Here is a 21,521-nt window from a genome sequence, read left to right on the forward strand (position 1 = left end):
TTGTCTCCTGTCGGTGTCGGGCACCGTGGTACGTTGTCTGATGACATAATAGCCAAGTCATCGGACGACTCCAATGTGGTGTTTACCCTCTATTTCACGATTTAATGCCTTGTACAAGGCTTTGATCCGTGGCGATTGTAACGCTTCACGCTTATGTTGTACGATGACATAACTCACCTTACTGCGTCAGGAGACGACATGCAGATCACCGGCGACATGCTGATCGGAGGCCATGCGGTGCGCGGCTCGAACCCGCCCCTGCTGGCCTTCAACCCCTCCACCGGCGAAGACATCGCCACGCCGGCCTTCGGCGCCGGCAACGCCGACGATGTCGCGCTGGCCTGCGAACTGGCTGCCGCGGCGTTCGACCCGTATCGCAAGCTGCCGCTCGCCACGCGCGCGGCCTTTCTCGAACGCATCGCGTACGGCATCGCCGCCCTTGGCGACGCGCTCACCGAACGCGCGCAGATGGAAACCGGCTTGCCGAAAGCCCGCCTCGAAGGCGAACGCGGCCGCACCGTCGCTCAGTTGAAACTGTTCGCGCAGGAAGTCCGCCAGGGTCTGTGGCTAACCGCGACGCTCGATTCCGCTCTGCCCGATCGCAAGCCGCTGCCGCGCTCCGATCTGCGTCTGCAGAAGATCGCCGTCGGTCCGGTCGCGGTGTTCGGCGCGAGCAATTTCCCGCTGGCGTTTTCAGTGGCGGGCGGCGATACGGCGGCGGCGCTGGCTGCCGGCTGCCCGGTGGTCGTGAAAGCGCACGGCGCGCATCTGGGCACCTCGGAAATGGTGGGCCGCGTGATTCAGCAGGCCGTCAAGGCGATGGGCCTGCCCGAAGGCGTGTTCTCGCTGATCGTCGGCGCGGGCCACACGGTGGGCGAGGCGCTGGTCGCGCATCCGGCCATCAAGGCGGTGGGCTTCACCGGTTCGCGCGCAGGCGGCACGGCGCTCATGCGCATCGCCGCACAGCGTCCCGAACCGATTCCCGTCTACGCCGAAATGAGCAGCATCAATCCGGTGTTCCTGCTGCCGCAGGCGCTCGCTGCGCGCGCTGCGGCCATCGCGCAGGGTTTCGTCGATTCGCTGGTACTGGGCGCGGGGCAGTTCTGCACGAACCCCGGTCTCGCGATCGCCATCGACAGCCCGGCGCTGGCGCAGTTCGTCGATACGGCAACGGCGACGCTGGCCGGCAAGCCCGCGCAGACCATGCTCACGGCCTGCATCCACGCGGCGTATGAAGAAGGCGCGCAGCGCCTGGCACAAACGCCCGGCGTGAACGCGCTCGCGCACGGCCAAGCGGAAAGCGGCCCGAATCAGGCATGCGCCGCCCTCTTCGTGACCGATGCGCCGACCTTCCTCGCACAGCCCGCGCTTGAAGACGAAGTGTTCGGCCCGGCTTCGACGCTGGTGCGCTGCAAGGACGAAGCGCAATTGCTGGCGGTGGCGGAACATTTCGCGGGCCAGTTGACCGCGACGATCCAGATGGACAACGACGATCTGCCCGTTGCGCAGCGCCTCGTCACCATCCTGGAACGCAAGGCGGGCCGCCTGCTCGTCAACGGCTTCCCGACCGGCGTTGAAGTCACGCATGCGATGGTGCACGGCGGCCCGTTCCCGGCGACTTCCGATAGCCGCGCGACCTCGGTTGGCACGAGTGCAATCGAGCGCTTCCTGCGCCCGGTGTGTTACCAGGACTTCCCGGCGGGCCTGCTGCCCGAAGCACTCGCCGATGGCAATCCGCTTGAATTGTGGCGGCGCAAGAACGGCGAACTGGTACGCGGCTAATCCGGCACGCTCGGCGCGTAAACGACAATCGGCGACCGGATGTTCACTATCCGGCCGCCGATTTTTTATGAGCTTTTGTGCGCTTCAGGCCGTTTCGCCCGCCGCCAGCGCAGCGCGACGCAGTCGTTCGCGACTGCTCGACAGATGCATGCGCATCGCGGCGCGCGCGCCTTCGGGATCATGCCGCGCAATGGCTTCGAAAATGCTCTCGTGCTCGCGATTGACGAGTTCGGCGTAGGCCTTGGGATCGCTGTGCGCGATGCCGGCCGAGTCGATGCGATGACGCGGGATCAGCGCCGCGCCCATCTGCGTGAGGATATCGACGAAATAGCGATTGCCGGTGGCGCGCGCCACGGAAACGTGAAACTGCAGATCCGCGCCCGCGCTGTCGCCACCCGCGCGCGTGGCCGACGAAATCGCGTCGAGCGCCGTGCGGATATTCGCGAGATCGCGCTCGCTGGCGCGCTGCGCGGCCAGACCCGCGCATTCGGTTTCCAGGCTGATGCGCAATTCGAGCACTGAAAGCAGATCGTTGAGCGTGCTCGCGGGCACGACGTCGAGATCGAGCGGCTCGCGGCGCGGCTCCAGCACGAAGCTGCCGATGCCGTGGCGCGTCTCGATCACCTGCATGGCCTGCAGACGTGAAATGGCTTCGCGCACGACGGTGCGACTCACACCCAGCAGGGTCATGAGCGAGCTTTCGGTCGGCAGCTTGTCGCCGGGTTTGAGCGAGCGCGAGGCAATCTGCTCGTCGACGTAATTGACGACGTGTTCGGCAAGATTGCGATTGCGGGGCGGACGGTTGTTGAGCATGGGCGCGGCGAGCGGATCGGCCATCGTCCTCTCCTTGGTATGCGGGGTTCGCTCCATTATACGTCGTCGGACAACCGGGTGAGCGGGCACGCTGTACGCATGCTTTCAAGGGCGTAAACGCGCATGCGCCAGCGCGAAAGACATCGGACAACCTGCCGTGCGGCACGCGAGGCCATGATCGGCCTGACGCCTTTTTGCTTGACCGGCGCGCAATGAATAAATAGTTAGGAATCCACGTCAATTGATGCCGGCCGTCTATCGCAAATCCAGCCGACGCGTTAGCAAACCTCTATTTTCAAGGGCTAAACGTAAATAAACGCTCAACAGCGTTTGTACACCTTCGCCTCGACAGAACGCTTTTTTGCCCATAATCTGCCATCAGAGGATGCGCGCCAGGTTCCCCACCCATACCGGACGACGCCTCAACTGAAACCGAATCGCTTTGCGTTTGTGCCCGCCACATTCCGCCACGAGGGAAGCATTGAGAAATCGCATCGCCCGCGTTGTTCTCGGCGCTCTCACGCTGGCGCTTGTGCTGCCCGGCGCGGCGTCGCATGCCGCGCCGCCCGCCGAGCCCGCGCCCGACACCATGCAGGCCCGCGTGATGGGCTGCGCCGCATGCCACGGCGCGCATGGCGAAGGCACCGACAACGACTACTTCCCGCGCCTATCCGGCAAGCCTGCGGGCTATCTCTACAACCAGCTCATCGCGTTCCGCGACGGCGGCCGCAGCTATCCGCCGATGAACTATCTGCTCGCATATCTGCCCGACGCCTACCTCAAGCAGATCGCCGCATTCTTCGCACAGCAGCATCCGCCCTATCCGCCGCCTGCAACCTCCAAGGTAGACGCCGCCACGCTCGCGCTCGGCAAATCGCTGGTGATCAACGGCGCGCCCGAACGCAACGTGCCCGCCTGCGCGGCCTGCCACGGCGCATCGCTGACCGGCATGCAGCCCGCGATTCCGGGTCTGCTGGGGCTGCACGCAGAGTACATCAGCGCGCAACTGGGCGCATTCCGCTACGGCACACGCCGCGCCGCCAGCCCGGACTGCATGCACGACATTGCCTCGCATCTGGCCGAACACGACATCACCGCCATTGCCGCCTGGCTTGCCGCGCAGCCCGCACCCGCCGATCCGACGCCTGCCGCGCCCGCGCCGCTGCCGATCGCGTGCGGCAGCGTCCCTCACTAGCCGAGGCCTCGACGTGCGAAAAGTACGAAAAGTGCGAAAACTTCGATCCCTCATCGCTTCGTGCTTCACGCCGCTGGCCGTGTGCGCGATGTACTTTGCCATCGCGCTGAACGCCCACGCGCAAACCGCCGCGCCCACGGCCAACGCCACCGATGCAGCCAGCGCCGCAGCCGCGAACGCCAAACCCACCACGGCCACGGGCGCGATGCAGATCGCGCGTGGCGAATACCTCGCCCGCGCCGGCGATTGCATCGCCTGCCATACGGTGCCGTCGCAGCAGATGTTCGGCGGCGGACGGCCGATGGAGACGCCGTTTGGCACGCTCTACACGCCGAATATCTCGTCGGACAAAACCGACGGCATTGGCGCATGGACTGCGGACGAGTTCTTTCGCATGCTGCACGAAGGCAAATCGCGCGACGGCACCTTGCTCTATCCCGCGATGCCGTTCGCCTCGTACACCAAGGTCAGCCGCGCCGATTCCGACGCGATCTACGCCTATCTGATGTCCACGCAGCCCGTGCATCGGCCCAATCGTGCGCATACGCTGCGCTTTCCCTATAACCAGCGCTCACTGCTGATCGGCTGGCGCGCGCTGTTCTTCCGCGCGGGCGAATACACGCCCGATCCGAAACAATCGGTCGAGTGGAACCGCGGCGCGTATCTGGTTGAAGGACTCGGGCACTGCACGATGTGCCATACGGAAATCAACGCGCTGGGCGGCAATTCCGCTTCGAAGGAATTCCAGGGCGGCCTGATTCCGCTGCAAAACTGGTACGCGCCCTCGCTCACCTCGAACAAGGAAGCGGGTCTGGGCGACTGGAGCATCGCCGATATCGTCGATCTGCTGCACGCAGGCGTGTCGAATCGCGGCGCGGTCTACGGACCGATGGCCGAAGTCGTCTACGACAGCTTCCAGTACCTCAGCGAAGACGACGTGCGCGCGGTAGCCGTCTATCTGAAATCGCTGCCGGGCCATTCGAACGAAGTCGATAAATCGCCCAAGAGCCAGTTCGTGAACGAAGAAGCGAACCGTCTCGCGCCGCTCGGCAAGAAGATTTACGAGGCGCAGTGCGCCGTCTGCCACGCGGCCGAAGGCCAGGGCAAGCTGCCGCATTTCCCGCCGCTGGCGAACAATCAGTCGATCCAGATGAATTCGGCGGTCAATCCCATCCGCATGGTGCTCAACGGCGGCTATGCGCCGGGCACGAACAAGAATCCCATGCCCTATGGCATGCCGCCGTTCGCACAGTCGCTCTCCGACGAGGAAGTGGCCGCCGTGGTCACCTATATCCGTACGGCGTGGGGCAATCACGGTGCGCCGGTGTCGGTGAAGGAAGTCAATGCGCTACGCAGCGCGCCGCTGTTCTGACCTGCATGGAAGCGAGGCCGCGATGATCGAAACACCCGTTCCCGAACAGCCCGGCGAGCGTGCGCAACACGAGCAGGTCGCCGAGATCGTGCGCCAGGGCCCAGGCGGCGCACTCGCGCTTGCCAGCATCGCCACCGCCATCGTGGCGGCGATCTGGTTTGCGTTCTACTTCCTCGTGTTCCTGCCGCGCGGCGTGATCCAGTAAGCCCTTTCGCACATCGACCCCATGTCCACGCATCCAACCGATCCCCACGGCAGTCATGCCAGCGCCGAAGTCGCCGCGCGCGTGGAGCGCCGCTGGGCCACGCTCATGGTGGCGCTCGTTCTCGTGCTGGTGGCGATGGTGATTTTCACCGGCCTGCACTGGGCGATGATGCCGCCCTCGCGCGTCGAAACCATCAATCCGCAAACGCTGCATCTATCGGGCGAATTCGTCGAAACCAATCTGGGCAGCGCGCTCGAACCCGACGGCTCCGTCACGGTGCGCGTGCTCGCGCAGCAGTATTCGTTCACGCCGCAATGCATCGTGGTGCCCGCAGGCGTGCCCATCACCTTTCGCGCCACCAGCGCCGACGTCGTGCACGGTTTTCTCGTCACCGACACCAACCTCAATTCGATGGTCGAACCGGGCTACGTCGCCACCTTCCGCACCACCTTCGCGCGGCCCGGCGATCACCTGATGCCTTGCCACGAGTACTGCGGCGTAGGTCATCAGGGCATGTGGGCGCATGTGAAAGTCGTCGATCGCGACACCTTCATGCAGATGGCGGCGCTGCCGGAGAACCATTCGGGGAGACTGAGCTGTGTTAAATAACAAGCGACTCGTGCTCGCCCACTTCTGGCTCGCGTTCGTGCTGTTCGGCGTGGCGCTGCTGCTGGGCGCGTGGCAGATGCTCGTACGCAGCCCGCTTCATCCGTGGCTTAAGGATCCCGAACTTTATTATCGTTCCGTCACGGAACACGGCACGGTGATGGGCTACGCGTTCCCCACGCTGATCGCCATGGGCTTTGGCTACGCGGTGAGCGAACTCGCGCTCAAGCGCCCGCTGGTGGGTGTGCGCTTCGCGTGGCTCGGCTTTATTCTGCTCGCGCTGGGCGCGCTCACCGCCTCGGTGCCGGTCGCGCTCGGGCGCGCATCGGTGCTTTACACCTTCTATCCGCCGATGATCGGCAACGTGTTTTATTACATTGGCGTGGTGCTGGTGGTGGTGGGATCGTGGGTGTGGGTCGCGCTCATGAGCGTCAATCTTGCCGCATGGAAGCGCGAGAATCGCGGCAAGCCGGTGCCGCTGGCGATGTTCGCCACCACGGCGGGCGCGTACCTGTGGGGCTGGACCGCCGTGGGCGCGGCCATCGAAGTGCTGTTCCAGATCCTGCCGGTGGCATTGGGCTGGCGCAACACCATCGACGCGGGGCTCGCACGGGTGTTCTTCTCCTGGACGCTGCACGCAATCGTCTACTTCTGGCTGATGCCCGCGTATATCGCCTACTACACCATCATTCCGCGTGCGATTGGCGGGCGACTCTATAGCGATTCGATGGCGCGCATCTCGTTCATCCTGTTTCTGGTAGTGGCGATGCCGATCGGCCTGCATCACCTCTTCACCGATCCGCAGGTGGGCGCGGGCTTCAAGTTCCTGCAATCGGTGTTCACGGCGCTGGTGGCGGTGCCCACGCTGCTGACCGTATTCACGATCTGCGCGTCCGTTGAAATCGCGGGACGGCTGCGCGGCGGCAAGGGCACGTTTGGCTGGATCGCGAAACTGCCGTGGCACAACCCGCAGATGCTCGCGCTGGCATTTTCGTTCGTGATGCTGGGCTTTGGCGGCGCGGGCGGCCTCATCAACATGAGCTACCAGCTCGACCAGCCGATCCACAATACGCAATGGATCACGGGCCATTTTCATCTGATCTACGGCGGTGCAATCGTCATCATGTACTTCGCCATCGCCTACGATCTGTGGCCGCAGCTCACGGGTCGCGCGCTCACCAACTGGCGGCTGATGCGCTGGCAGTTGTGGCTATGGTTTATCGGCATGATCGTGACGACATTTCCGTGGCATCTGGTCGGCCTGATGGGCATGCCGCGCCGCATGGCGTATTTCGATTACAGCGATCCCGCGCTGGCCGCGCAGGCAAGTCTCGTGACGATCTCGGCGATTGGCGGTTTTATTCTGGTGATTTCCGTGGTGCTGTTTTTCGTGGTGCTCGTGCAAGGCCATCGCAGCGCGGTGCAACCCGTCGAGGACTATCGCTTCAGCACACCAGTGCACGAATCTCCGACGCTGCCGGTGGCGCTCAACAGCTTCGCCTTGTGGATCGTGCTGATGGTCGCGCTCACGGTCGCGAACTACGGCTACCCGATCGCGCAACTGCTCGCAACGCCGGATACGGCCGTGCCCGCGATCCCGATCGGAGCACCGCGATGAGCGACGAACGCCTGTTCTCGTTGAGCAACGTCTGGCTGCGCGTCAGTGTGGGCGCGACGATACTCGTGCTCGTGGTGTCGGCGCTGATTGGCTTCGTCTGGCTGCCTTCCGCACAAACCGACCCGCAATTTCAGGGCCTCTGGAACGCGATCTGCAGCGCCGCGGGCGTGCCGCGCCAGTGGCATCAGGCGAGCGCGACCGTATCGCCCGGATACAAGGTCAGCACGGTCGAGCTCGCGCCGCATATGCTCGACGATGCGACGGCGCTCTCGGTCGGACGCGGCGCGACCCTCTCCTTGCGCTGCACGATGTGCCACGGCCCGCACGGCATGAGCGACGCGAATTCGCCGAATCTCGCCGGGCAATATGCCAGCGTGGTCTACAAAGAATTGCTCGACTTCCAGAGCGGCGCACGCCAGAACGCCGTGATGTCGCCGATGGCGCAGCATCTTTCCGATCAGGATATGCGCGACCTTGCGGCGTATTACGCCTCGCTCGCTCCGTTCGCGCACCTGCGCGGCGACTCGCCCGCAATCGTCGCGCACGGCGCGCCGCTGCGTAATATTCCTGCCTGTGCAGCGTGCCATGGCGGCGTGGACAACAAAGTGGGCAGTCCGTGGCTCGACGGTCTGCCTGCTGCCTACACAAAGGCGCAGCTCGCCGCGTTCGCGAACGGCACGCGTCATAACGACATCTCCGGGCAGATGCGCAATATCGCGCGCAACATGAGCGCCGAGGAAATCGACGCCGCCGCAGCATGGTATGCAGGCAATGCGAATTCACAGTGATCCGCAGTAATTCGCGCGGTTAATTCGCGCGGTTAATTCATATTCGATCCAGCAGACAAGCCCTTTCCCTCGCGCGCGGCACGCCGCTTGCGCGCGCTTTCACTCCCCCCATCGCGGAGAGACATCATGCAAAAGACTGCAAGCGCCAAATGGCACGGCGGCATCAAGGACGGCCAGGGCAGCATTTCGACCCAGACAGGCGTGCTACGCGACGCACCGTATGGCTTCGCCTCGCGTTTCGAAGGCGGCCCCGGCACCAATCCCGAAGAACTGATCGGCGCAGCGCACTCGGGCTGCTTCACGATGGCGTTTTCGCTGTTCCTCACTGAAGCCGGCTTCAAGGCCGACAGCATCGAAACGAAATCGACCGTCACGCTGGAAAAAGTGGGGGAAGGTTTTTCAATCACGGCATGTCAGCTCGACATGACCGCGAAAATTCCCGGCATCGATCAGGCGACTTTCGAAAAACTCGCGACGGACGCGAAAGAAAATTGCCCGGTTTCGAAACTGTTTGCGAACAACGCGAAAATCACCTTGAACGCGAAACTGGCAAGCTAGATTGAATTTCCTAAAGTTGCTTGAGGTTGCTTGAAATTGCCTGAGTTTGCTTGAAGTCATCAAGCGCCAGACCGGCCCTGATTACCCGCGCCGGTCTGGCCGCTCTGGCGGATTGGTCGCTTGGGTGCATTGAAAGGAATACCTCAGCGCCCAGTCTGCAACTGCCCCCAGCTCACGAGAATTTTCTGGATGCTGCGTGCGTAGGAATCGCGCTCGCCCGGCGATTCCGAGTGATACGCACCAATCGCGCGCCACGTATTGCCGTAACGCACCATCTTCTGTTTCAACAGCCACGCGGCCACGAATATATTCACGCACGGATCGGTCAGCGCGCGATGCGGAATACCCTGCCGCGCCAGCTCAGGAAAATGAATCGAATTGATCTGCGCCTGGCCAACGTCGATCGAACCGTTGTTGTTGCGATTCACCGCAGCGGCATCGCCCTTCGACTCGCGCCAGGCGACTGCGCGCAATATGAGTGGATTGACACCTTGATACGCGCCGGCTTTTTCAAAGCAGTCGTTTTCCGAACTGGCGGCCTGAGCCGAAGTCGCGCCAAACGCCGTCGCGGCGAGAGCCAGCGCAACGATTGCGCCAAGACGCGCGCGACCCGCGCCACCTGAGTTGTTTTCAGCCATCGATCAATCTCCCGGACCGGCGTCAGTGCGCCAATGCGACGTCGAGCTGGTGCTCGATGTCCTTGAGGTAGGTGCGCGACGCATCGGACACCACGAGGCGCGCCGTCGGGCCAACCGGATGCACATCATGCGGGCGAAGTTTCTTCTTGCGCGAGGACGCGTGCGGCGCGGGCACGTCATCGTCGTCGCCGCCCGCGCTACCCGAAGGCGGCAGCATGGCGAGCGAAGGCAACGGCGGATAAACCTTGTCCGTGGCGGGCGATGCGGAAAATCCCGTCGACGCCTGCAGGCTCGCGCCTGCTGCATCGGGCTGAGCTGCCCAGCCCGCAGTGGCGGCAGTGGAAAGGAGCCATGCGGCTCCTGCAAAAGCGATCATGCGCATGACGTCAGCCTCCCGATTGCAGCGGCTCGATCGACACGCTGTACGTCTGGTTGGCGCCGGCCGTGAGATTTTCCAGCACCGGCTTGTTGGCCTGATGCACCGGCACGCCACGCCAGATCGCCTCGTTGATATAGCGAAGATCCTGACCGAGCGCGGTCACGCGAATCAGCGCCGGATGCTTTTGTGCGGCGGCAAGCGCCCCTGCCTTGGCGAGCACCGCGCTGAGTTGCGGATCGCGCGCGCCCAGCGCGTCAGCAGGAATATCGAAGTGCAGGATCGCATTCGACACGGCGGCCTGACCGGCCTTCGCCGTATCGGCCGGATGCAACTGCGCGCAGCCGGTCACGGCAATAGCGGCGAATACGGCGAGTAAGAAGACAACGCGCTTCACGTCCCAATCTCCATAGTTGCGTGGCTACATGCGCGTTTTCGGCCATTTTTACGTCGACTTGATAGCCAGGTCGCAAACGTTTGGCAAAAAGGGAAAACTCGCTCGCGAGGCTCGCAGCGGGGAAAATTTGCTGCGCGAGAGCTGCGCTCCGTGCAGAGAACTGCTTCGTCAATCGGCTGGATGTGACTGTCGCGCGTGAGCGACTTCAGCGTCGAAACGGTAAAAATGACTTGTGCCCGGCGCAGCGCCGTGGTTGGGCAAAGGGGCTTCCATTCGCCCGCAATTTGTCTAATGAAAACACAACGGCCCGCGTTTTCAAGGCGCGGGCCGTCGATAAAACACTCAACCGATCACGCTCAATTCGACCCCGGCGGTTCGTCGTCGAGCGTCTTCAGGAACGCCTCGATATCGCGGATATCGTCGGCGGTCATCGCGGGCTTGTCGCCGAACTTGCGATCGAACGGCGCATCGGTCACGTCCACGTTCTTCTGAAGGTGCGCCGGAATGTCGTCGTATTTCTCGACCTTGCCGTCCGCGCCGTGCGGATAGAACTTGCCAGGATCGGTATTGCGCTCGTTGTAGAACGCCATCACCTGATCGAGGTTGTGATAGATGCCGTTGTGGAAGAACACCGTGCGCGTGCTCGTGTTGCGCAGCGTCGGCGTGAGGAACATGCCGCAATATTGCGTCTGATCCTTGAAGTCCGTACGGAACGGCCCGCACACGCCCAGATCGAAGAACTTCGGGTCCTTGTTCTGCGCGAGCCTGGTGTTGCGCGGCACACCCAGTGCCTCGTACTGATAATCGGTAAACATCGGCGGCAGACCGTCCTTGCCCGGCTTGGACAAGTGGCAGCCGGCGCAATTGGCTTTGTCAGGATCGTTGAAGAGGCGCAGCCCGTGAAGTTCGGCCTGACTCAAATGCGCACGGCCTTCGAGCCAGCGATCGTACTTGCTGTTGTACGGATGGAACGACGGGTCTTCCACCTGATAGCGCGAGATTGCGAACATCGCTTCGGCCACGGTCAGCTTGCGATCGTCAAAGATTCGGGATCCGAACAATTCGTTGAAGCGTTTTGCGTACGGCGCGTTTTTCAGTTTGTCGGCCACCACATCGACGCTCGTATTCGCCATTTCCACCGGGTTGAGCAGCGGACCGTAGGCCTGTTGCTGCAGCGTGTCGGCGCGGCCATCCCAGAACAGGCCGCCCTGCGGCACCATTTCCACCGATGTCGAGGGACCGCCGGCGGTCTTCTGCGACTTCACCACATTGGCCGAGGCGCTCGCCTGCTGGGCGAGCGTGGGCGCATCGTCGTTTTCGCCCGCATCCGGGCCGATGCTGAAATTCGGCTGGCGATACAGATACATCAGCGAAGGCGGCGGGCGATAACCCTGCTGCGTCATCGCCAGACCGCCATTCTGCACGTCGAGCCCATTGGGCGGCCCGTAAGCGTGGTCGGGGCTATGGCACGAGGCGCACGACTGCTTGCCCGAGGCCGAAAGCGTCGGGTCGAAAAAGAGTTGTTTGCCGAGTTGCGCCATCGCCGAGAGCGGCGCGACGGCCGGGCGCTGCAGCACGACCGGATGCGGATTCGCGCCGGTCAGATTTTCGACGACCTCGCCCACTTTCTCGGGCACATCGGCGGGAAACGCTGCGGCGTAGGCACAGAAGCCCAGCGCGGCGATCACCACGGCAGCAGCAGCGCGCAGCACGAGGCGCGCGGGCTTCGCGCCCGCGCGCGGCGAGGGAGAAGACGGAGTGGGCGATGCGGAAAGCTCGGACATGAAGCGTTCTTCCTGGCGGGACAAAAATGCCGAAAGCCGTGGGCGCCCGGCATTGACCGGTGGCGCACGACACGGCGTCGGGCTCTACCTGCGCCGGTTCGACTTGCCTGAACCGGCCTGAAAAACGGCGAAAATCCGGCGCGGGAACCGGGTTCACACACTCATCGAATCATGCGCGAATCATGCGCGAACCATGAAAATTCGATGCGTGCGCAACCAGTCCCGCGCCGGGCAGCAATTAAATCGCCGGTGCGGAGCTCAGTGGCGTGCCGAGCGTTCCGTCGAGGTACAGCGGCGTCGTGACCGGCGTGCCCGTCAGGTTCAGCATGCCGCGCAGATCGCCCGCCGTGGCGTCGAACGAACCGCCGCCCAGACGTGCGCCGCCGAGCCAGTTGTCTTCGATGAAGCGAACCACCGAAGCCTGGTCGATGAACGTGTGATCGACATAGTTCGTCTTGGCGTACGGCGAGATCACGACGAACGGGATACGCGTGCCCGGACCGCAACGGCCGTTGACCGGCGCGCCCGTCACACCCAGCGGCTGCGTACCCGAACCGCACACGCCGTTGCCGCCGAGTTGGTCGGCTGCAGCCGCCGACGAGTGGACCGGCGCCATGTACTGATGGTCGTACCAGCCGTCCGAATCGTCATAGGTCACGACGACGAGCGTGTTCTTCCAGTCCGGCTGTTGCATCAGGAAGTTCACGACCTTCGTGACGAAAGCCTGTTCGTCGAGCGGGTCCGAATAGCCAGCGTGCCCGTCCTGTGCAGCCGGAGCCTTCAGGAAGTTCACCGACGGATAGTTGCCGGCCTTCACAGCGGCAAAGAAGTCGTCCGAGTCGTACTGGTGGTTCGCCGGTTCAGCCGTCTTGCCGTCGGTTTCGAAACTTGAACCGATGGCAGCCGTCGAGCTCGGACGCGTGTGCTGCGGGTTCGACGTCGACTTGAAGTACTGGAACCAGTTGTGGTGGGGGATGTAGTCGGCCGTTGCAGCGTTGACTGCGGTTGCCGTCGTGCTGCGCTTGCAGCCCGTCGTGCCGTTGGCGTTCACCGTCTGCAGGTTGAAGCCGCCCATGAAGCCGCCCCAGGTGATCTTCTGGGCATTCAGCAGATCGCCGATGTTGGTCGCGTTGATCAAGCCCGAATCCGTCGTGCTGGAGCAGATGTCGTAGCCCGGATCGACGTCGTTGATCATCGTGAGGCCGCCCGCGCCGTCCTGGATGTAGTAGGACGAAGTCGTGGCGGTAGCCGGCTGCTTCGACGTGTTGACGATTTCGAAACCGTTGGTCTGGCCCGCCACCACTTCGAGCGCGCCCGGCGTCGACGGACCATAGGTGGTCGTCCACGCGTTGTCGCTCATGGCGTACTTCTGCGCGTAGTTCCACAGCGCCGTGACGGTGTTGCCGTCAAAGTAGCCCATCACCTGGCCCTTCGTGCCGAAGGCACCCGCGCCGCCGCTCGTGCCATTACCCGTGTACTTCGGGAACAGGTCGAGTGCGCCGGCGTCGCCGGCTTCCTGCTCGGCCGTGTAGGCGTGGTTCTGGTCAGCCGTGGCGGCCTGCGAACGGTCCAGACGGAAGGGATTGACTGCGCCCGTGCCGTTGGCCGTGTTCGTGAAGTTCGGGTTCGACGTCAGCAGCGAACCTGCCAGGCCGTTGATGCTCGGCGTGCCCGAAGCGGCCGTGAAAGACGGCTCGCCCGACGGGTTCGTCGAGTTCGGGTAGGTGGCGAAGTAGTGGTCGAACGAGACGTTCTCACCGTAGATCACCACGAGATGCTTGATCGGCGTGCTGGTCGTGAGAGCGTCTTGCGCGGACACTGCCGCGGTAGCCGACGCAGGGTTCGAGTTGTTGCTGCTACCGCACGCGAACAGTGCGGCGGCAAGGCCAGCGCACGGCACGGCGAGTAATGCTCGGCGATACATGTTGTTGGGCTCCATCGATTCTTCGAGTTGGTTTTAGAGTCCTGGACGCGTCCAAAAGACGTGTGGGCCTGCCTTTGTAACGAGCGCGTTTCAGGTAATGCGCCAAACATCGGGGCGAGCGAATTACAACATCGCAACATGACTACACGGCGACCATTCCATTTCCTTAAGCTTTCGCTACATTTCAACCCAGAAAGATTTGGGAGGAAAAAACAACAAGTGGGAAGGCTGCGTTTTGCACTCTCGGGCGCGCGAGCTATAACTGGAATTGCAGCGTGGACCTTCTCTGCGCGCCCGCTCCATCCCCTCTTTCTTGCGCCGCGCCTCGCTGCGCCGCCTCCCGATCCGGCGGAGGCGTCCACTGCGTAAGGCCTTTAGTAAGGCTTTGACTAACACGTTGAGCGCCGGCATTCCGGCCTTCCTCTCGAACTCGCACGGCGCGGCAGTGCGCGTCGTGCGTGCGTCGGGGCTCGTCGTTCGACCGCTCCGGCGTTCAAGAAGGAGTGTGGAGATGAAGATCCGATTGGCGTTTATCGCCGCCTTCGTGACGGTGGCGACCGCAACCGCGCCGGGCACCGCCCAGGCGAAAGACGAGCCCATTTCGCAGGACCGCGCCCATCAGACGATGACAAACGACGCGAACGCGTCCGCCCAGGCGGGCACCGATATGTCGTACGGCGGCGTGCCCGATACCGCCAGCGCGTCAGGGCATCGCACCGGCAAATCCTGCTGGCCACGTTCGGACTGCGATATTTATTTCGGGCAGTAAGCGCCGTGCGATGAAGGCGCGCTCGCGAGCCCGCGAAAGGCCTTCAAAAAAGGTGTTTTAGCGCTGCGGATGGCATGCGGCGCCGGGCGGCGCGCCTTGCTCAAGTCGGGCGCGGGTTGAGTGCGCGTCCTCACAACTCAACTTGGGAAAGAGGCTTTGGGTTCGCCTGGAACTGCCCGGCAATCAGGAACCCGGCCGTCCATCGTGCGGTCGGGAAATGGGTATGTTGGGCCTTCGATATATGGGCCAGGCGTTGCGCCGAAAACCGCCGATGGCCTGATGGTAGGTGAGCGTGCCGTTGAAGTGCGCCGCGCCGAATTAGTGCCGGTCGGTCGCGCCGAGTTCGAGAAACGCGTTGCGGGCCTAGGTCGGTATTGTCGTGTCGTCGATGAAGCTGTCGCCGAATCGCTTCGATAGCTGCACATACACCCGCGGCAATGTTGGCGGCAAGGCCAGTCGCGTAATCCAGCGCCTCCGGGCTCTATTTGAGCATGCGGTGATAGGCGTCGGCCACCTCCGGGCGCATCAAAGCGAGAATCCGCACCGAGCCGCCGCTTTATCCGTGGATCAAGCTCTCGGGGCGATGGCTTGAACTCGCAGGATTCGAGGCGGGGCAGCAGGTGAGGATCGAGGTCCAGCACGGCAGGCTGGTCATCACACACGATTGAATTGCACTGCAAACAATAAACCCGGCCAGCGCCGGGTTTATTGTTTGTACATCAACTGTTCATGCCCATCATTTTCCCGGCAGTCTTCAATGATTCCGGGTGAACCCTCTGCTGCTTGTCAAGAACGCAAGTCAGCAGTTCATAAGCCACTCCATACTCACCGAAGTCAATATATTCAGCAACGTCGTTGCGATCTTCCTCGGAGATTTCTCTCTCAACCTGCGCAAGAGCTTCACGCATCAATCGCTCAATCTCATCATAAGGGTCTTGTTGCTTCGTCATTTCGGACTTCTGGGAACATTTGTTGGGAACGCCGTAACGATTCCACCGCCTTTACTAGCTGGTTCGATAACCACACGAATGGCAATGCCATCGACAGAGCCATTTTTAACTATTCTGCCGTTGGCTTGAACCGTTTCAGGAACGGACGGATCTGTGGCGATATCTGAGACGGCACTCATGATCTTCGACGATGACCAATCCTGTGGAAACACCGACTTACCAGGACCACCTGGCCATTGATGACCGCCGCCCGTCGCGTCTCCGGTCAGTATATGGGTTGTTCGATCTGGTGACGCCAAATTAACATCGTTTTGGGGCGCGACCTTTCCAGCAGCAGCCCCCGCAGCCAGCGCCGTCGATTGCACGGTAGCGGCCTGGGCGCCAGACGGCACCTTCGCAGCACCCTGGCCCAGCGCCGCGCGCTCCTTGTCGAGCGCCTGCTTCAGCTCCTGCGCCTCCTTCTTCGCTTCGGTGTCGTTCTTGTCGTTCGCTGCGTTGTACAGGTTCACATTGGATGCCGTTGCGGCGCCCGCCGTGCTACCCACCGCCGCGCCTGCAAGACCCGATGCGATATTCCCGGCGAGGTTGCCGATCAGCGCACCAATGCCGCCTGCGAGGATGTTGGCCGCAACGTTGCCTGCCAACTGCGCCGCATCACCGCCGCCCAGCGCATCGCGTGTGCCATTCGCAAGACGGTTCAGATCACCGGCAGCCCAGGCAGCAACTCCCGCACCGGCGGCCCCATGCGCCGCACTGCCGATGCCACCGCCACCCAGACCAGTTACCATGGCTCGCCGCCCGATATTACCGTGACGCTGTTCGCGCCATTCACATGCGACGCATTCTGGATCGACGCATCGCTGTTGGCGTCGCCATGCGCGTTCGCCATCGCAGCAGAGACGCCAAAGCCGCCGCCGAGGGTGTACTGCACGCCAATGCTCGCGCTGCTCGAACTGTTTGAACTACGCGTTGAATCCGTGTTCGTCGTGTTGATGACGTTCACCTGGTTCTTCGCAGCAAGGACGACATCTTTCGCGCTCACGTTCGACCCGGCAATAGTCAGGTCTCCGCTCGTCGCCACGAATCCCGCAGTGCCGCCTGCCTGCACGCTGGAGCCGTGCTGCGTCGTCTGGTCTTCGGACGACTGGCTTTCGCTCTTGCTCGACCCGATGCTGACCTTGACTCCGATATCCGGCTTGCCGCCCGCAGTCACGCCCGCCGATGTCAGGCCGGTCAATGCGACATCGCCCGCCGCCGCAATGCTGTGCAGGGCGGCGGCGCGGTCGTTGCCCGTGCTGGTCGAATTCTTCGCCGTCTGACTTTCCGAATACGCGTTATTGATCGCATCGCCGAGCGAACCCGCCAGACCAATCGCCAGGCCGCTGCTGCTGGTCTTCTGCGTCTGCGCCTGGTGCGACGTATCGGTTGCCGAGTCGATGATGACGTTCGCCGCCGTACCCGCAAGGTTCTTGCCCGCGACAAGATCGCTGCCGGTAACGTGCAGCGTGTTGCCGGCATTGATCGACAGGTCGCCGTTCAGCGAGCCGACCGTGCTTGCGTTGTTCGTGACGCTCGACGCTTCATTCGTCGTCGCGAGTTTGTTGGTGCCGACAGTCACGGTCAGGCCGCTCGTCCCCAGGCCCGTGCGCTTTTCCTGGTAACTGCTGGACGACTGCATGGTGTCCTGCGTCGTCGTGATATTCACGTCATGCGCTGCACTAAGCGCGACATCGTTCGTGCCGACAATCGTGCTGCCCTTGACGTTGATGTCGTTGCCGCTGCTGATCGCCACGCCGTCAGCCGAAACCATGCTGCCTTGCGCGAGCGTGGCGGTGCTGTTGCTCGAACTCGCCACTTCCTTGCCGCTCACGACATTGCTGTGCTTGTGCTGTTCCTGCGTGTTGTCGACGTGGGTTTCCGTTGCCGCGCCGATGTTGACGTTGCCCGCTGCGGCAAGCGTCGCGGTCCCCATGTCGAGACTGATTGCGCTACCCGTGACGTTGATGTCCTTGCCCGGCAGGGTAAAGGACAGGTCGTGACCGGCGTTGAACTGCACATCGGGCGTGGGTGCAAAGTTGCCTTGCACGCTGACCGCAACATCATTGGCGGCGCTGTAGCTGCCGCCGCCCGTCAGCGCTGCCGCGTTCACGGACAGATTGTGAGTCGAGCCAATCTGGCCGTTGGCGTTAGTGACTGCGCCGGTCGTCGTAACCGACACATCGCCGTTCGATCCAGCAAGACTGCCAATCTGGCCGCTGGTGTTATCGACCGTATCGCCTTGCACCGTGACGCCCGCGCCGCTAATCTCGCCGTTCTGCGTGTTCGAGAGCGCCGACGTATCGACCTTGACCGCGCCGTTGCCCGTGATGACGCCGCCGCTGTTGACCGTCTGGCTGCCGCCTTGCACGGTTGTATCGCCCGTGCCGAGATTGCTGACGAGGCCGCTCGTGTTGTTGACGGACCCGGCTTGCACCGTGAGCGTGCTCGTATCGCTGGTGTTACCTGTGGCGCCCGTGCCAGCCTGGATTTGCCCGTTGGTGTTCGTGAGCGTGCCGCCATCCGAGAGCGACAGCGAAGAGAGCGAACGAATCGAGCCCTGTGTGTTGTTCACGTCGCCCGCGAAGTTCGCGTTCATCGCGCCTTTGGCCGCGAGTACGCCGTTCGCGTTGTTCAGGCTTGCAGCCTGCGCCGCAATCGCGCCTGCGGAAATGATCCTGCCGCCGACATTCGAGAAGCTGCCCGAACCGTTGCCGGGTTTGATCGTCAACGTGCCGGTTCCGGCGTCAAGAATCGAGCCACCATCGTTGTTCAATGCGCCGGGCGCGAGCGTGAAATCGGTGCTGTTCGTTTGCAGTGTGCCGCCGTTCGAATTGTCGAACGTGCCACTCACGTTAAAGCCCATCGCCGACGCGCCGTACTGCGTGATGGTGCCGCTGTGATTCGTGAAGTTTGCGGCTGTGAGCGATAGCTGGTTCGCTTCGATATCGCCGCCGCTGTTATCCAGCGTCGTACCTGTGAGCGTGAGATTCGGCGCGACAATCGAGCCGCCGTTATTGGTCAGTGAGCCTGTGCTGATGGTCTCGTTCGTGCCTGCACCAATCTGGCCGCCGCTATTGTTCAGCGCGCCGCTGGTGATGCCCGTATCCGCGTTCGACAGGAGTTTGCCGTTCGTGTTGACCAGCGTGCCGGCGACAGTCGCCGTCAGCCCGTTCTGGCCGGAAACCGAACCCGCCGTGTTATTGAGCGCGCCGCCCTGGAGCACGACTGTGCCATTACTCACAATCGTGCCGGCTACGTTTGAAATCGAACCCGCGCCGTTGCCTGCGTCGACCGTCAGCGCGCCCGAGCCAGCGTGCGTAATCGTGCCGCCATCATTGTCGAGCGTGCCGGGTGCAAGCGCCAGGTCCGTGCTGTTGGTCTGGAATGTACCGCCGTTCGAATTGTCGAGCGTGCCGGTCACGTCGAGCGTCATCGCGCCGGTTCCGGTTTGCGTGATCGTGCCGCCGTGGTTCACGAGACTGGCGGCGTGAAGCGTGAACTGGCCCGCACTCGCCGAACCGCCGCTGTTATCGAAGGTGGCAGCAGAAAGCGCAAGCGTGCCGCCCGACTGCGTGCTCGTGTTGGTCAGCGTCGTCCCGGCAGCGAGCGAAACCGCACCATTGGCAGCGAACGTGCCGCTGTTGAAGAGCGTCTGCGCCGCGCGCGCGATCAGCGTCTGCACTTCTGTAATTGAACCGGCGTTCGCGATCTGCGAGCCTTGCAACGTGACGTCACCGTTGCCGTCAATACTGCCGCCCGCGCCGTTGTTGAGCAGTCCGGCCGTCGCGAGGGAAACGCCATCTGCGTTAAGCGACGCGATGGTGCCGCCAGAGTTGTCGAGCGAACCACTCGACGAGGCAAGCGCCCCTGTGGCCTGCATCGTGCCGCCCTGGTTGTTCGTCGCGCCGGCAATGTTTTCGGTCAGCGTGCTACCCGATACGATTTGACCGCCGCGATTCGAGAGCGCGCCCGCCGTGATGGTCTGCGCGCCGCCCGACGACATCGCTGCGTTATCGTTCGTCAGCGTGGCGCTCGCGCTTGCGTTGAGCGTGCCGCCAGCGGTCGTGGTCGCGCCCGACAGGTTCAGGTCGCCGCCGTTCGCAGTGAGTGAGAGTGTGCCGTTCGCGGAGTTGGTCGCGCCCGCGAGATTGACCGATGCGCCGCTCACGCTCGCATTGCCGCCCGCCACATTGCGGCCGGATGCCGTAACCGCGCCGGACGCATTCACGTTGAGGTCGCCCGACTGCGCAAGCGAACCGTCGTTGTTCACGCCCGCCGCAAGCGTGCCGGTTGAACTGACTGAACCGGCGCTTGCAATCGTGTTCTGCTGCGCGGCAACCGTGCCGCTGTTGGTCAGCGCGCCGGATGTAGTCAGGTTGACGTTCTGCTGCGCATAGGTCGTCCCGGTGTTATCGATGCCGCCCGTTGCATTCGCAACGATATTGCCGCTTGCATTCGTCTGACCCGCGAGTACGAGCTTGCCCGCCGATGTCAGCACAAGGTCGCCCGCCTGCGCCGCCGTGACGCCCTTGAGCGACACCCCGACGCCTGCCTCCGTGCCGACAAGCACGATGCGATGGGCGTACATGCCACCGAGATTGCTCACGTCGATCGACACGCCCGGTGCTGCGCCGTCGCCCGCAATCGGCGTGGCATTCAGCGTGTTGTAGTCGACGCTGTTCGCACCGGTCACGACGTTCAGGTTCGTCTTCGCGTAGATCGCGGCATTGGCCTGCACAGCGCGCGAGAGCAGATCGACCTGATCGACGCCCGATGCGTTCAGCCCTGCGCCGCTGATCGCGATATTGCCGCCTGTGATATTGAAACCCGACAGCGATCCGTCCGCCGCATAGTTCGGCGTACCGGTGGTCAGCGTCGCGCGACTCGTGTTGATGAACGTGCCGCCGTTGACGGAAATCCCCGAAGGATTGGCCAGAATCACGTTCGCCCGCTGGCCGGCGACCTCAAGCGCACCGTTGAACTGCGACGGGCTCGCGCTGTTGACCTGGTTGACAATGACCCTGGCAGCCTGTCCCGGCGCGAAGTTCGGATTGCCGTTAATCATCCCGCCGAGTTGCGACTGAACCATCGTCGGCGAGTTGTTCAGGATCGCGCCTTTCGACTGCACGTCGAACCGGTTGTAGGTATTGACCGAAACGCCAGCCCCTGACGCACGGTTAATGTTTACCTGGTCGATCCCGTTGGGCGCCTGGATAACGTTCGGCCCGTGCGCGCCGCCCGCAACGATCTGCGCGAACGACAGCATGGGCGCAAGCGCAATCAATGCAGCAGGAAGGAGACGACGCAACGAGTGTCGAAGACCAGACGGACGTGAGGCGCGCACGGCTGCCCGTGCTTCCCCCGTCTTGCCTGCTGCCGTTGCCGTTTCCTCAACGGCAACGAGCATGTTGCGCGCGCAACTAAAGACCAGCCTGTAACTGCGATTCATCGAACCCAACCCGGGGAATTTTATTTTTTTAATTCTTACCGCGTAAGGAAACCGAATCTGTCAAACAGTGTCACATCTCACAGTCTTTAATCATCGTCTGATAAATATTCAAGCGGACGAAATGATTTCGTCGCTTTTAGCCCACAGAGGGCAATAAGCGACCCGATTTAGCGGATGCGAGCCGGAAAATTTTCAACCACACGGCGAAACCGTGCAGCGAACCAACGGCAGCGCTCCGGGACTGGTGTGATTGCGCCG

General features: G+C 62.8%; 19 protein-coding genes and 1 pseudogene. 10 read left to right on the forward strand and 10 right to left on the reverse strand.

Annotated features, from left to right (window positions below):
- Nucleotides 1-198: 198 nt before the first annotated feature.
- Nucleotides 199-1,782, forward strand: a complete 1,584-nt coding sequence (locus F4827_RS12790; protein ID WP_183724296.1) for an aldehyde dehydrogenase (NADP(+)) — start codon at nucleotides 199-201, stop codon at nucleotides 1,780-1,782.
- A gap of 84 nt (nucleotides 1,783-1,866) precedes the next feature.
- On the opposite strand, the gene F4827_RS12795 is transcribed toward F4827_RS12790, so the two are convergent.
- A complete protein-coding gene (locus tag F4827_RS12795) occupies nucleotides 1,867-2,619 on the reverse strand; it encodes a FadR/GntR family transcriptional regulator (RefSeq protein ID WP_183724297.1) in 753 nt (250 codons plus the stop codon).
- 565 nt (nucleotides 2,620-3,184) lie between these two features.
- Here F4827_RS12795 and F4827_RS12800 point away from each other — a divergent pair.
- The 7 genes from F4827_RS12800 to F4827_RS12830 all read left to right on the forward strand — a co-directional run bounded on the left by F4827_RS12800 (nucleotide 3,185) and on the right by F4827_RS12830 (nucleotide 8,937).
- Entirely contained in the window at nucleotides 3,185-3,790 is a 606-nt protein-coding gene (locus F4827_RS12800; RefSeq protein WP_183724359.1) for a c-type cytochrome, read from the forward strand.
- A gap of 88 nt (nucleotides 3,791-3,878) precedes the next feature.
- The gene (locus F4827_RS12805) at nucleotides 3,879-5,162 is read left to right on the forward strand and encodes a cytochrome c (protein WP_183724360.1); all 1,284 of its coding nucleotides are present in this window, start codon (nucleotides 3,879-3,881) and stop codon (nucleotides 5,160-5,162) included.
- 22 nt (nucleotides 5,163-5,184) lie between these two features.
- On the forward strand, nucleotides 5,185-5,367 hold the full coding sequence (locus tag F4827_RS12810; protein WP_183724298.1) for a hypothetical protein: 183 nt from the start codon (nucleotides 5,185-5,187) through the stop codon (nucleotides 5,365-5,367).
- A gap of 21 nt (nucleotides 5,368-5,388) precedes the next feature.
- Nucleotides 5,389-5,976, forward strand: coding sequence for a cytochrome C oxidase subunit II (locus tag F4827_RS12815; RefSeq protein ID WP_183724299.1), 588 nt, complete (start codon nucleotides 5,389-5,391; stop codon nucleotides 5,974-5,976).
- Nucleotides 5,966-7,591, forward strand: coding sequence for a b(o/a)3-type cytochrome-c oxidase subunit 1 (locus F4827_RS12820; protein WP_183724300.1), 1,626 nt, complete (start codon nucleotides 5,966-5,968; stop codon nucleotides 7,589-7,591). Before F4827_RS12815 ends, F4827_RS12820 begins: the two co-directional genes overlap by 11 nt.
- Nucleotides 7,588-8,379: a c-type cytochrome gene (locus F4827_RS12825; protein WP_183724301.1), complete on the forward strand. Its 792-nt coding sequence runs from the start codon at nucleotides 7,588-7,590 to the stop codon at nucleotides 8,377-8,379. The genes F4827_RS12820 and F4827_RS12825 overlap by 4 nt, the downstream gene beginning before the upstream one ends.
- A 126-nt stretch (nucleotides 8,380-8,505) precedes the next feature.
- The gene (locus F4827_RS12830; RefSeq protein ID WP_183724302.1) at nucleotides 8,506-8,937 is read left to right on the forward strand and encodes an OsmC family protein; all 432 of its coding nucleotides are present in this window, start codon (nucleotides 8,506-8,508) and stop codon (nucleotides 8,935-8,937) included.
- Between the two features lie 143 nt (nucleotides 8,938-9,080).
- Here F4827_RS12830 and F4827_RS12835 read toward each other — a convergent pair whose 3' ends face one another.
- The 5 genes from F4827_RS12835 to F4827_RS12855 all read right to left on the reverse strand — a co-directional run bounded on the left by F4827_RS12835 (nucleotide 9,081) and on the right by F4827_RS12855 (nucleotide 14,056).
- On the reverse strand, nucleotides 9,081-9,575 hold the full coding sequence (locus F4827_RS12835) for a lytic transglycosylase domain-containing protein (protein WP_183724303.1): 495 nt from the start codon (nucleotides 9,573-9,575) through the stop codon (nucleotides 9,081-9,083).
- A 22-nt stretch (nucleotides 9,576-9,597) separates the two neighbouring features.
- Nucleotides 9,598-9,957 (reverse strand): hypothetical protein, encoded by a 360-nt coding sequence (locus F4827_RS12840; protein WP_183724304.1) that lies wholly within the window; start codon nucleotides 9,955-9,957, stop codon nucleotides 9,598-9,600.
- A 4-nt stretch (nucleotides 9,958-9,961) separates the two neighbouring features.
- Nucleotides 9,962-10,348 carry a hypothetical protein gene (locus tag F4827_RS12845; RefSeq protein ID WP_183724305.1) on the reverse strand — a complete coding sequence of 129 codons (387 nt, stop codon included), beginning with the start codon at nucleotides 10,346-10,348 and terminating at the stop codon, nucleotides 9,962-9,964.
- A 356-nt stretch (nucleotides 10,349-10,704) separates the two neighbouring features.
- Nucleotides 10,705-12,132: a cytochrome-c peroxidase gene (locus tag F4827_RS12850; protein WP_183724306.1), complete on the reverse strand. Its 1,428-nt coding sequence runs from the start codon at nucleotides 12,130-12,132 to the stop codon at nucleotides 10,705-10,707.
- Nucleotides 12,133-12,370: 238 nt separating this feature from the next.
- Nucleotides 12,371-14,056: a phospholipase C gene (locus tag F4827_RS12855; protein WP_183724307.1), complete on the reverse strand. Its 1,686-nt coding sequence runs from the start codon at nucleotides 14,054-14,056 to the stop codon at nucleotides 12,371-12,373.
- A 511-nt stretch (nucleotides 14,057-14,567) separates the two neighbouring features.
- Here F4827_RS12855 and F4827_RS12860 point away from each other — a divergent pair.
- Nucleotides 14,568-14,825, forward strand: coding sequence for a hypothetical protein (locus F4827_RS12860; RefSeq protein WP_183724308.1), 258 nt, complete (start codon nucleotides 14,568-14,570; stop codon nucleotides 14,823-14,825).
- A gap of 566 nt (nucleotides 14,826-15,391) precedes the next feature.
- Nucleotides 15,392-15,493 (forward strand): SymE family type I addiction module toxin, encoded by a 102-nt coding sequence (locus F4827_RS12865; RefSeq protein ID WP_311673314.1) that lies wholly within the window; start codon nucleotides 15,392-15,394, stop codon nucleotides 15,491-15,493.
- Nucleotides 15,494-15,544: 51 nt separating this feature from the next.
- Here the strand turns inward: F4827_RS12865 and F4827_RS12870 are convergent, their stop codons facing one another.
- The 4 genes and pseudogenes from F4827_RS12870 to F4827_RS35950 all read right to left on the reverse strand — a co-directional run.
- Entirely contained in the window at nucleotides 15,545-15,775 is a 231-nt protein-coding gene (locus F4827_RS12870) for a hypothetical protein (RefSeq protein WP_183724309.1), read from the reverse strand.
- Nucleotides 15,772-16,563: an EndoU domain-containing protein gene (locus F4827_RS12875; RefSeq protein ID WP_183724310.1), complete on the reverse strand. Its 792-nt coding sequence runs from the start codon at nucleotides 16,561-16,563 to the stop codon at nucleotides 15,772-15,774. The genes F4827_RS12870 and F4827_RS12875 overlap by 4 nt, the downstream gene beginning before the upstream one ends.
- Nucleotides 16,557-21,122 carry an S-layer family protein gene (locus tag F4827_RS12880; RefSeq protein ID WP_183724311.1) on the reverse strand — a complete coding sequence of 1,522 codons (4,566 nt, stop codon included), beginning with the start codon at nucleotides 21,120-21,122 and terminating at the stop codon, nucleotides 16,557-16,559. Before F4827_RS12880 ends, F4827_RS12875 begins: the two co-directional genes overlap by 7 nt.
- A gap of 39 nt (nucleotides 21,123-21,161) precedes the next feature.
- Nucleotides 21,162-21,263: pseudogene (locus F4827_RS35950) on the reverse strand (ESPR domain-containing protein); the annotation flags it as partial.
- Nucleotides 21,264-21,521 lie beyond the last annotated feature (258 nt).

Source organism: Paraburkholderia bannensis, from assembly GCF_014200455.1.
Lineage (GTDB): Bacteria > Pseudomonadota > Gammaproteobacteria > Burkholderiales > Burkholderiaceae > Paraburkholderia > Paraburkholderia bannensis_A.

Excerpts from the sequence above, each read along its gene's own strand:
- F4827_RS12790 (WP_183724296.1), top strand. The coding sequence starts at position 199 with ATGCAGATCACCGGCGACATGCTGATCGGAGGCCATGCGGTGCGCGGC.
- F4827_RS12795 (WP_183724297.1), bottom strand. The coding sequence starts at position 2,619 with ATGGCCGATCCGCTCGCCGCGCCCATGCTCAACAACCGTCCGCCCCGC.
- F4827_RS12800 (WP_183724359.1), top strand. The coding sequence starts at position 3,185 with ATGCAGGCCCGCGTGATGGGCTGCGCCGCATGCCACGGCGCGCATGGC.
- F4827_RS12805 (WP_183724360.1), top strand. The coding sequence starts at position 3,879 with ATGTACTTTGCCATCGCGCTGAACGCCCACGCGCAAACCGCCGCGCCC.
- F4827_RS12810 (WP_183724298.1), top strand. The coding sequence starts at position 5,185 with ATGATCGAAACACCCGTTCCCGAACAGCCCGGCGAGCGTGCGCAACAC.
- F4827_RS12815 (WP_183724299.1), top strand. The coding sequence starts at position 5,389 with ATGTCCACGCATCCAACCGATCCCCACGGCAGTCATGCCAGCGCCGAA.
- F4827_RS12825 (WP_183724301.1), top strand. The coding sequence starts at position 7,588 with ATGAGCGACGAACGCCTGTTCTCGTTGAGCAACGTCTGGCTGCGCGTC.
- F4827_RS12830 (WP_183724302.1), top strand. The coding sequence starts at position 8,506 with ATGCAAAAGACTGCAAGCGCCAAATGGCACGGCGGCATCAAGGACGGC.
- F4827_RS12835 (WP_183724303.1), bottom strand. The coding sequence starts at position 9,575 with ATGGCTGAAAACAACTCAGGTGGCGCGGGTCGCGCGCGTCTTGGCGCA.
- F4827_RS12840 (WP_183724304.1), bottom strand. The coding sequence starts at position 9,957 with ATGCGCATGATCGCTTTTGCAGGAGCCGCATGGCTCCTTTCCACTGCC.
- F4827_RS12850 (WP_183724306.1), bottom strand. The coding sequence starts at position 12,132 with ATGTCCGAGCTTTCCGCATCGCCCACTCCGTCTTCTCCCTCGCCGCGC.
- F4827_RS12855 (WP_183724307.1), bottom strand. The coding sequence starts at position 14,056 with ATGTATCGCCGAGCATTACTCGCCGTGCCGTGCGCTGGCCTTGCCGCC.
- F4827_RS12860 (WP_183724308.1), top strand. The coding sequence starts at position 14,568 with ATGAAGATCCGATTGGCGTTTATCGCCGCCTTCGTGACGGTGGCGACC.
- F4827_RS12870 (WP_183724309.1), bottom strand. The coding sequence starts at position 15,775 with ATGACGAAGCAACAAGACCCTTATGATGAGATTGAGCGATTGATGCGT.
- F4827_RS12875 (WP_183724310.1), bottom strand. The coding sequence starts at position 16,563 with ATGGTAACTGGTCTGGGTGGCGGTGGCATCGGCAGTGCGGCGCATGGG.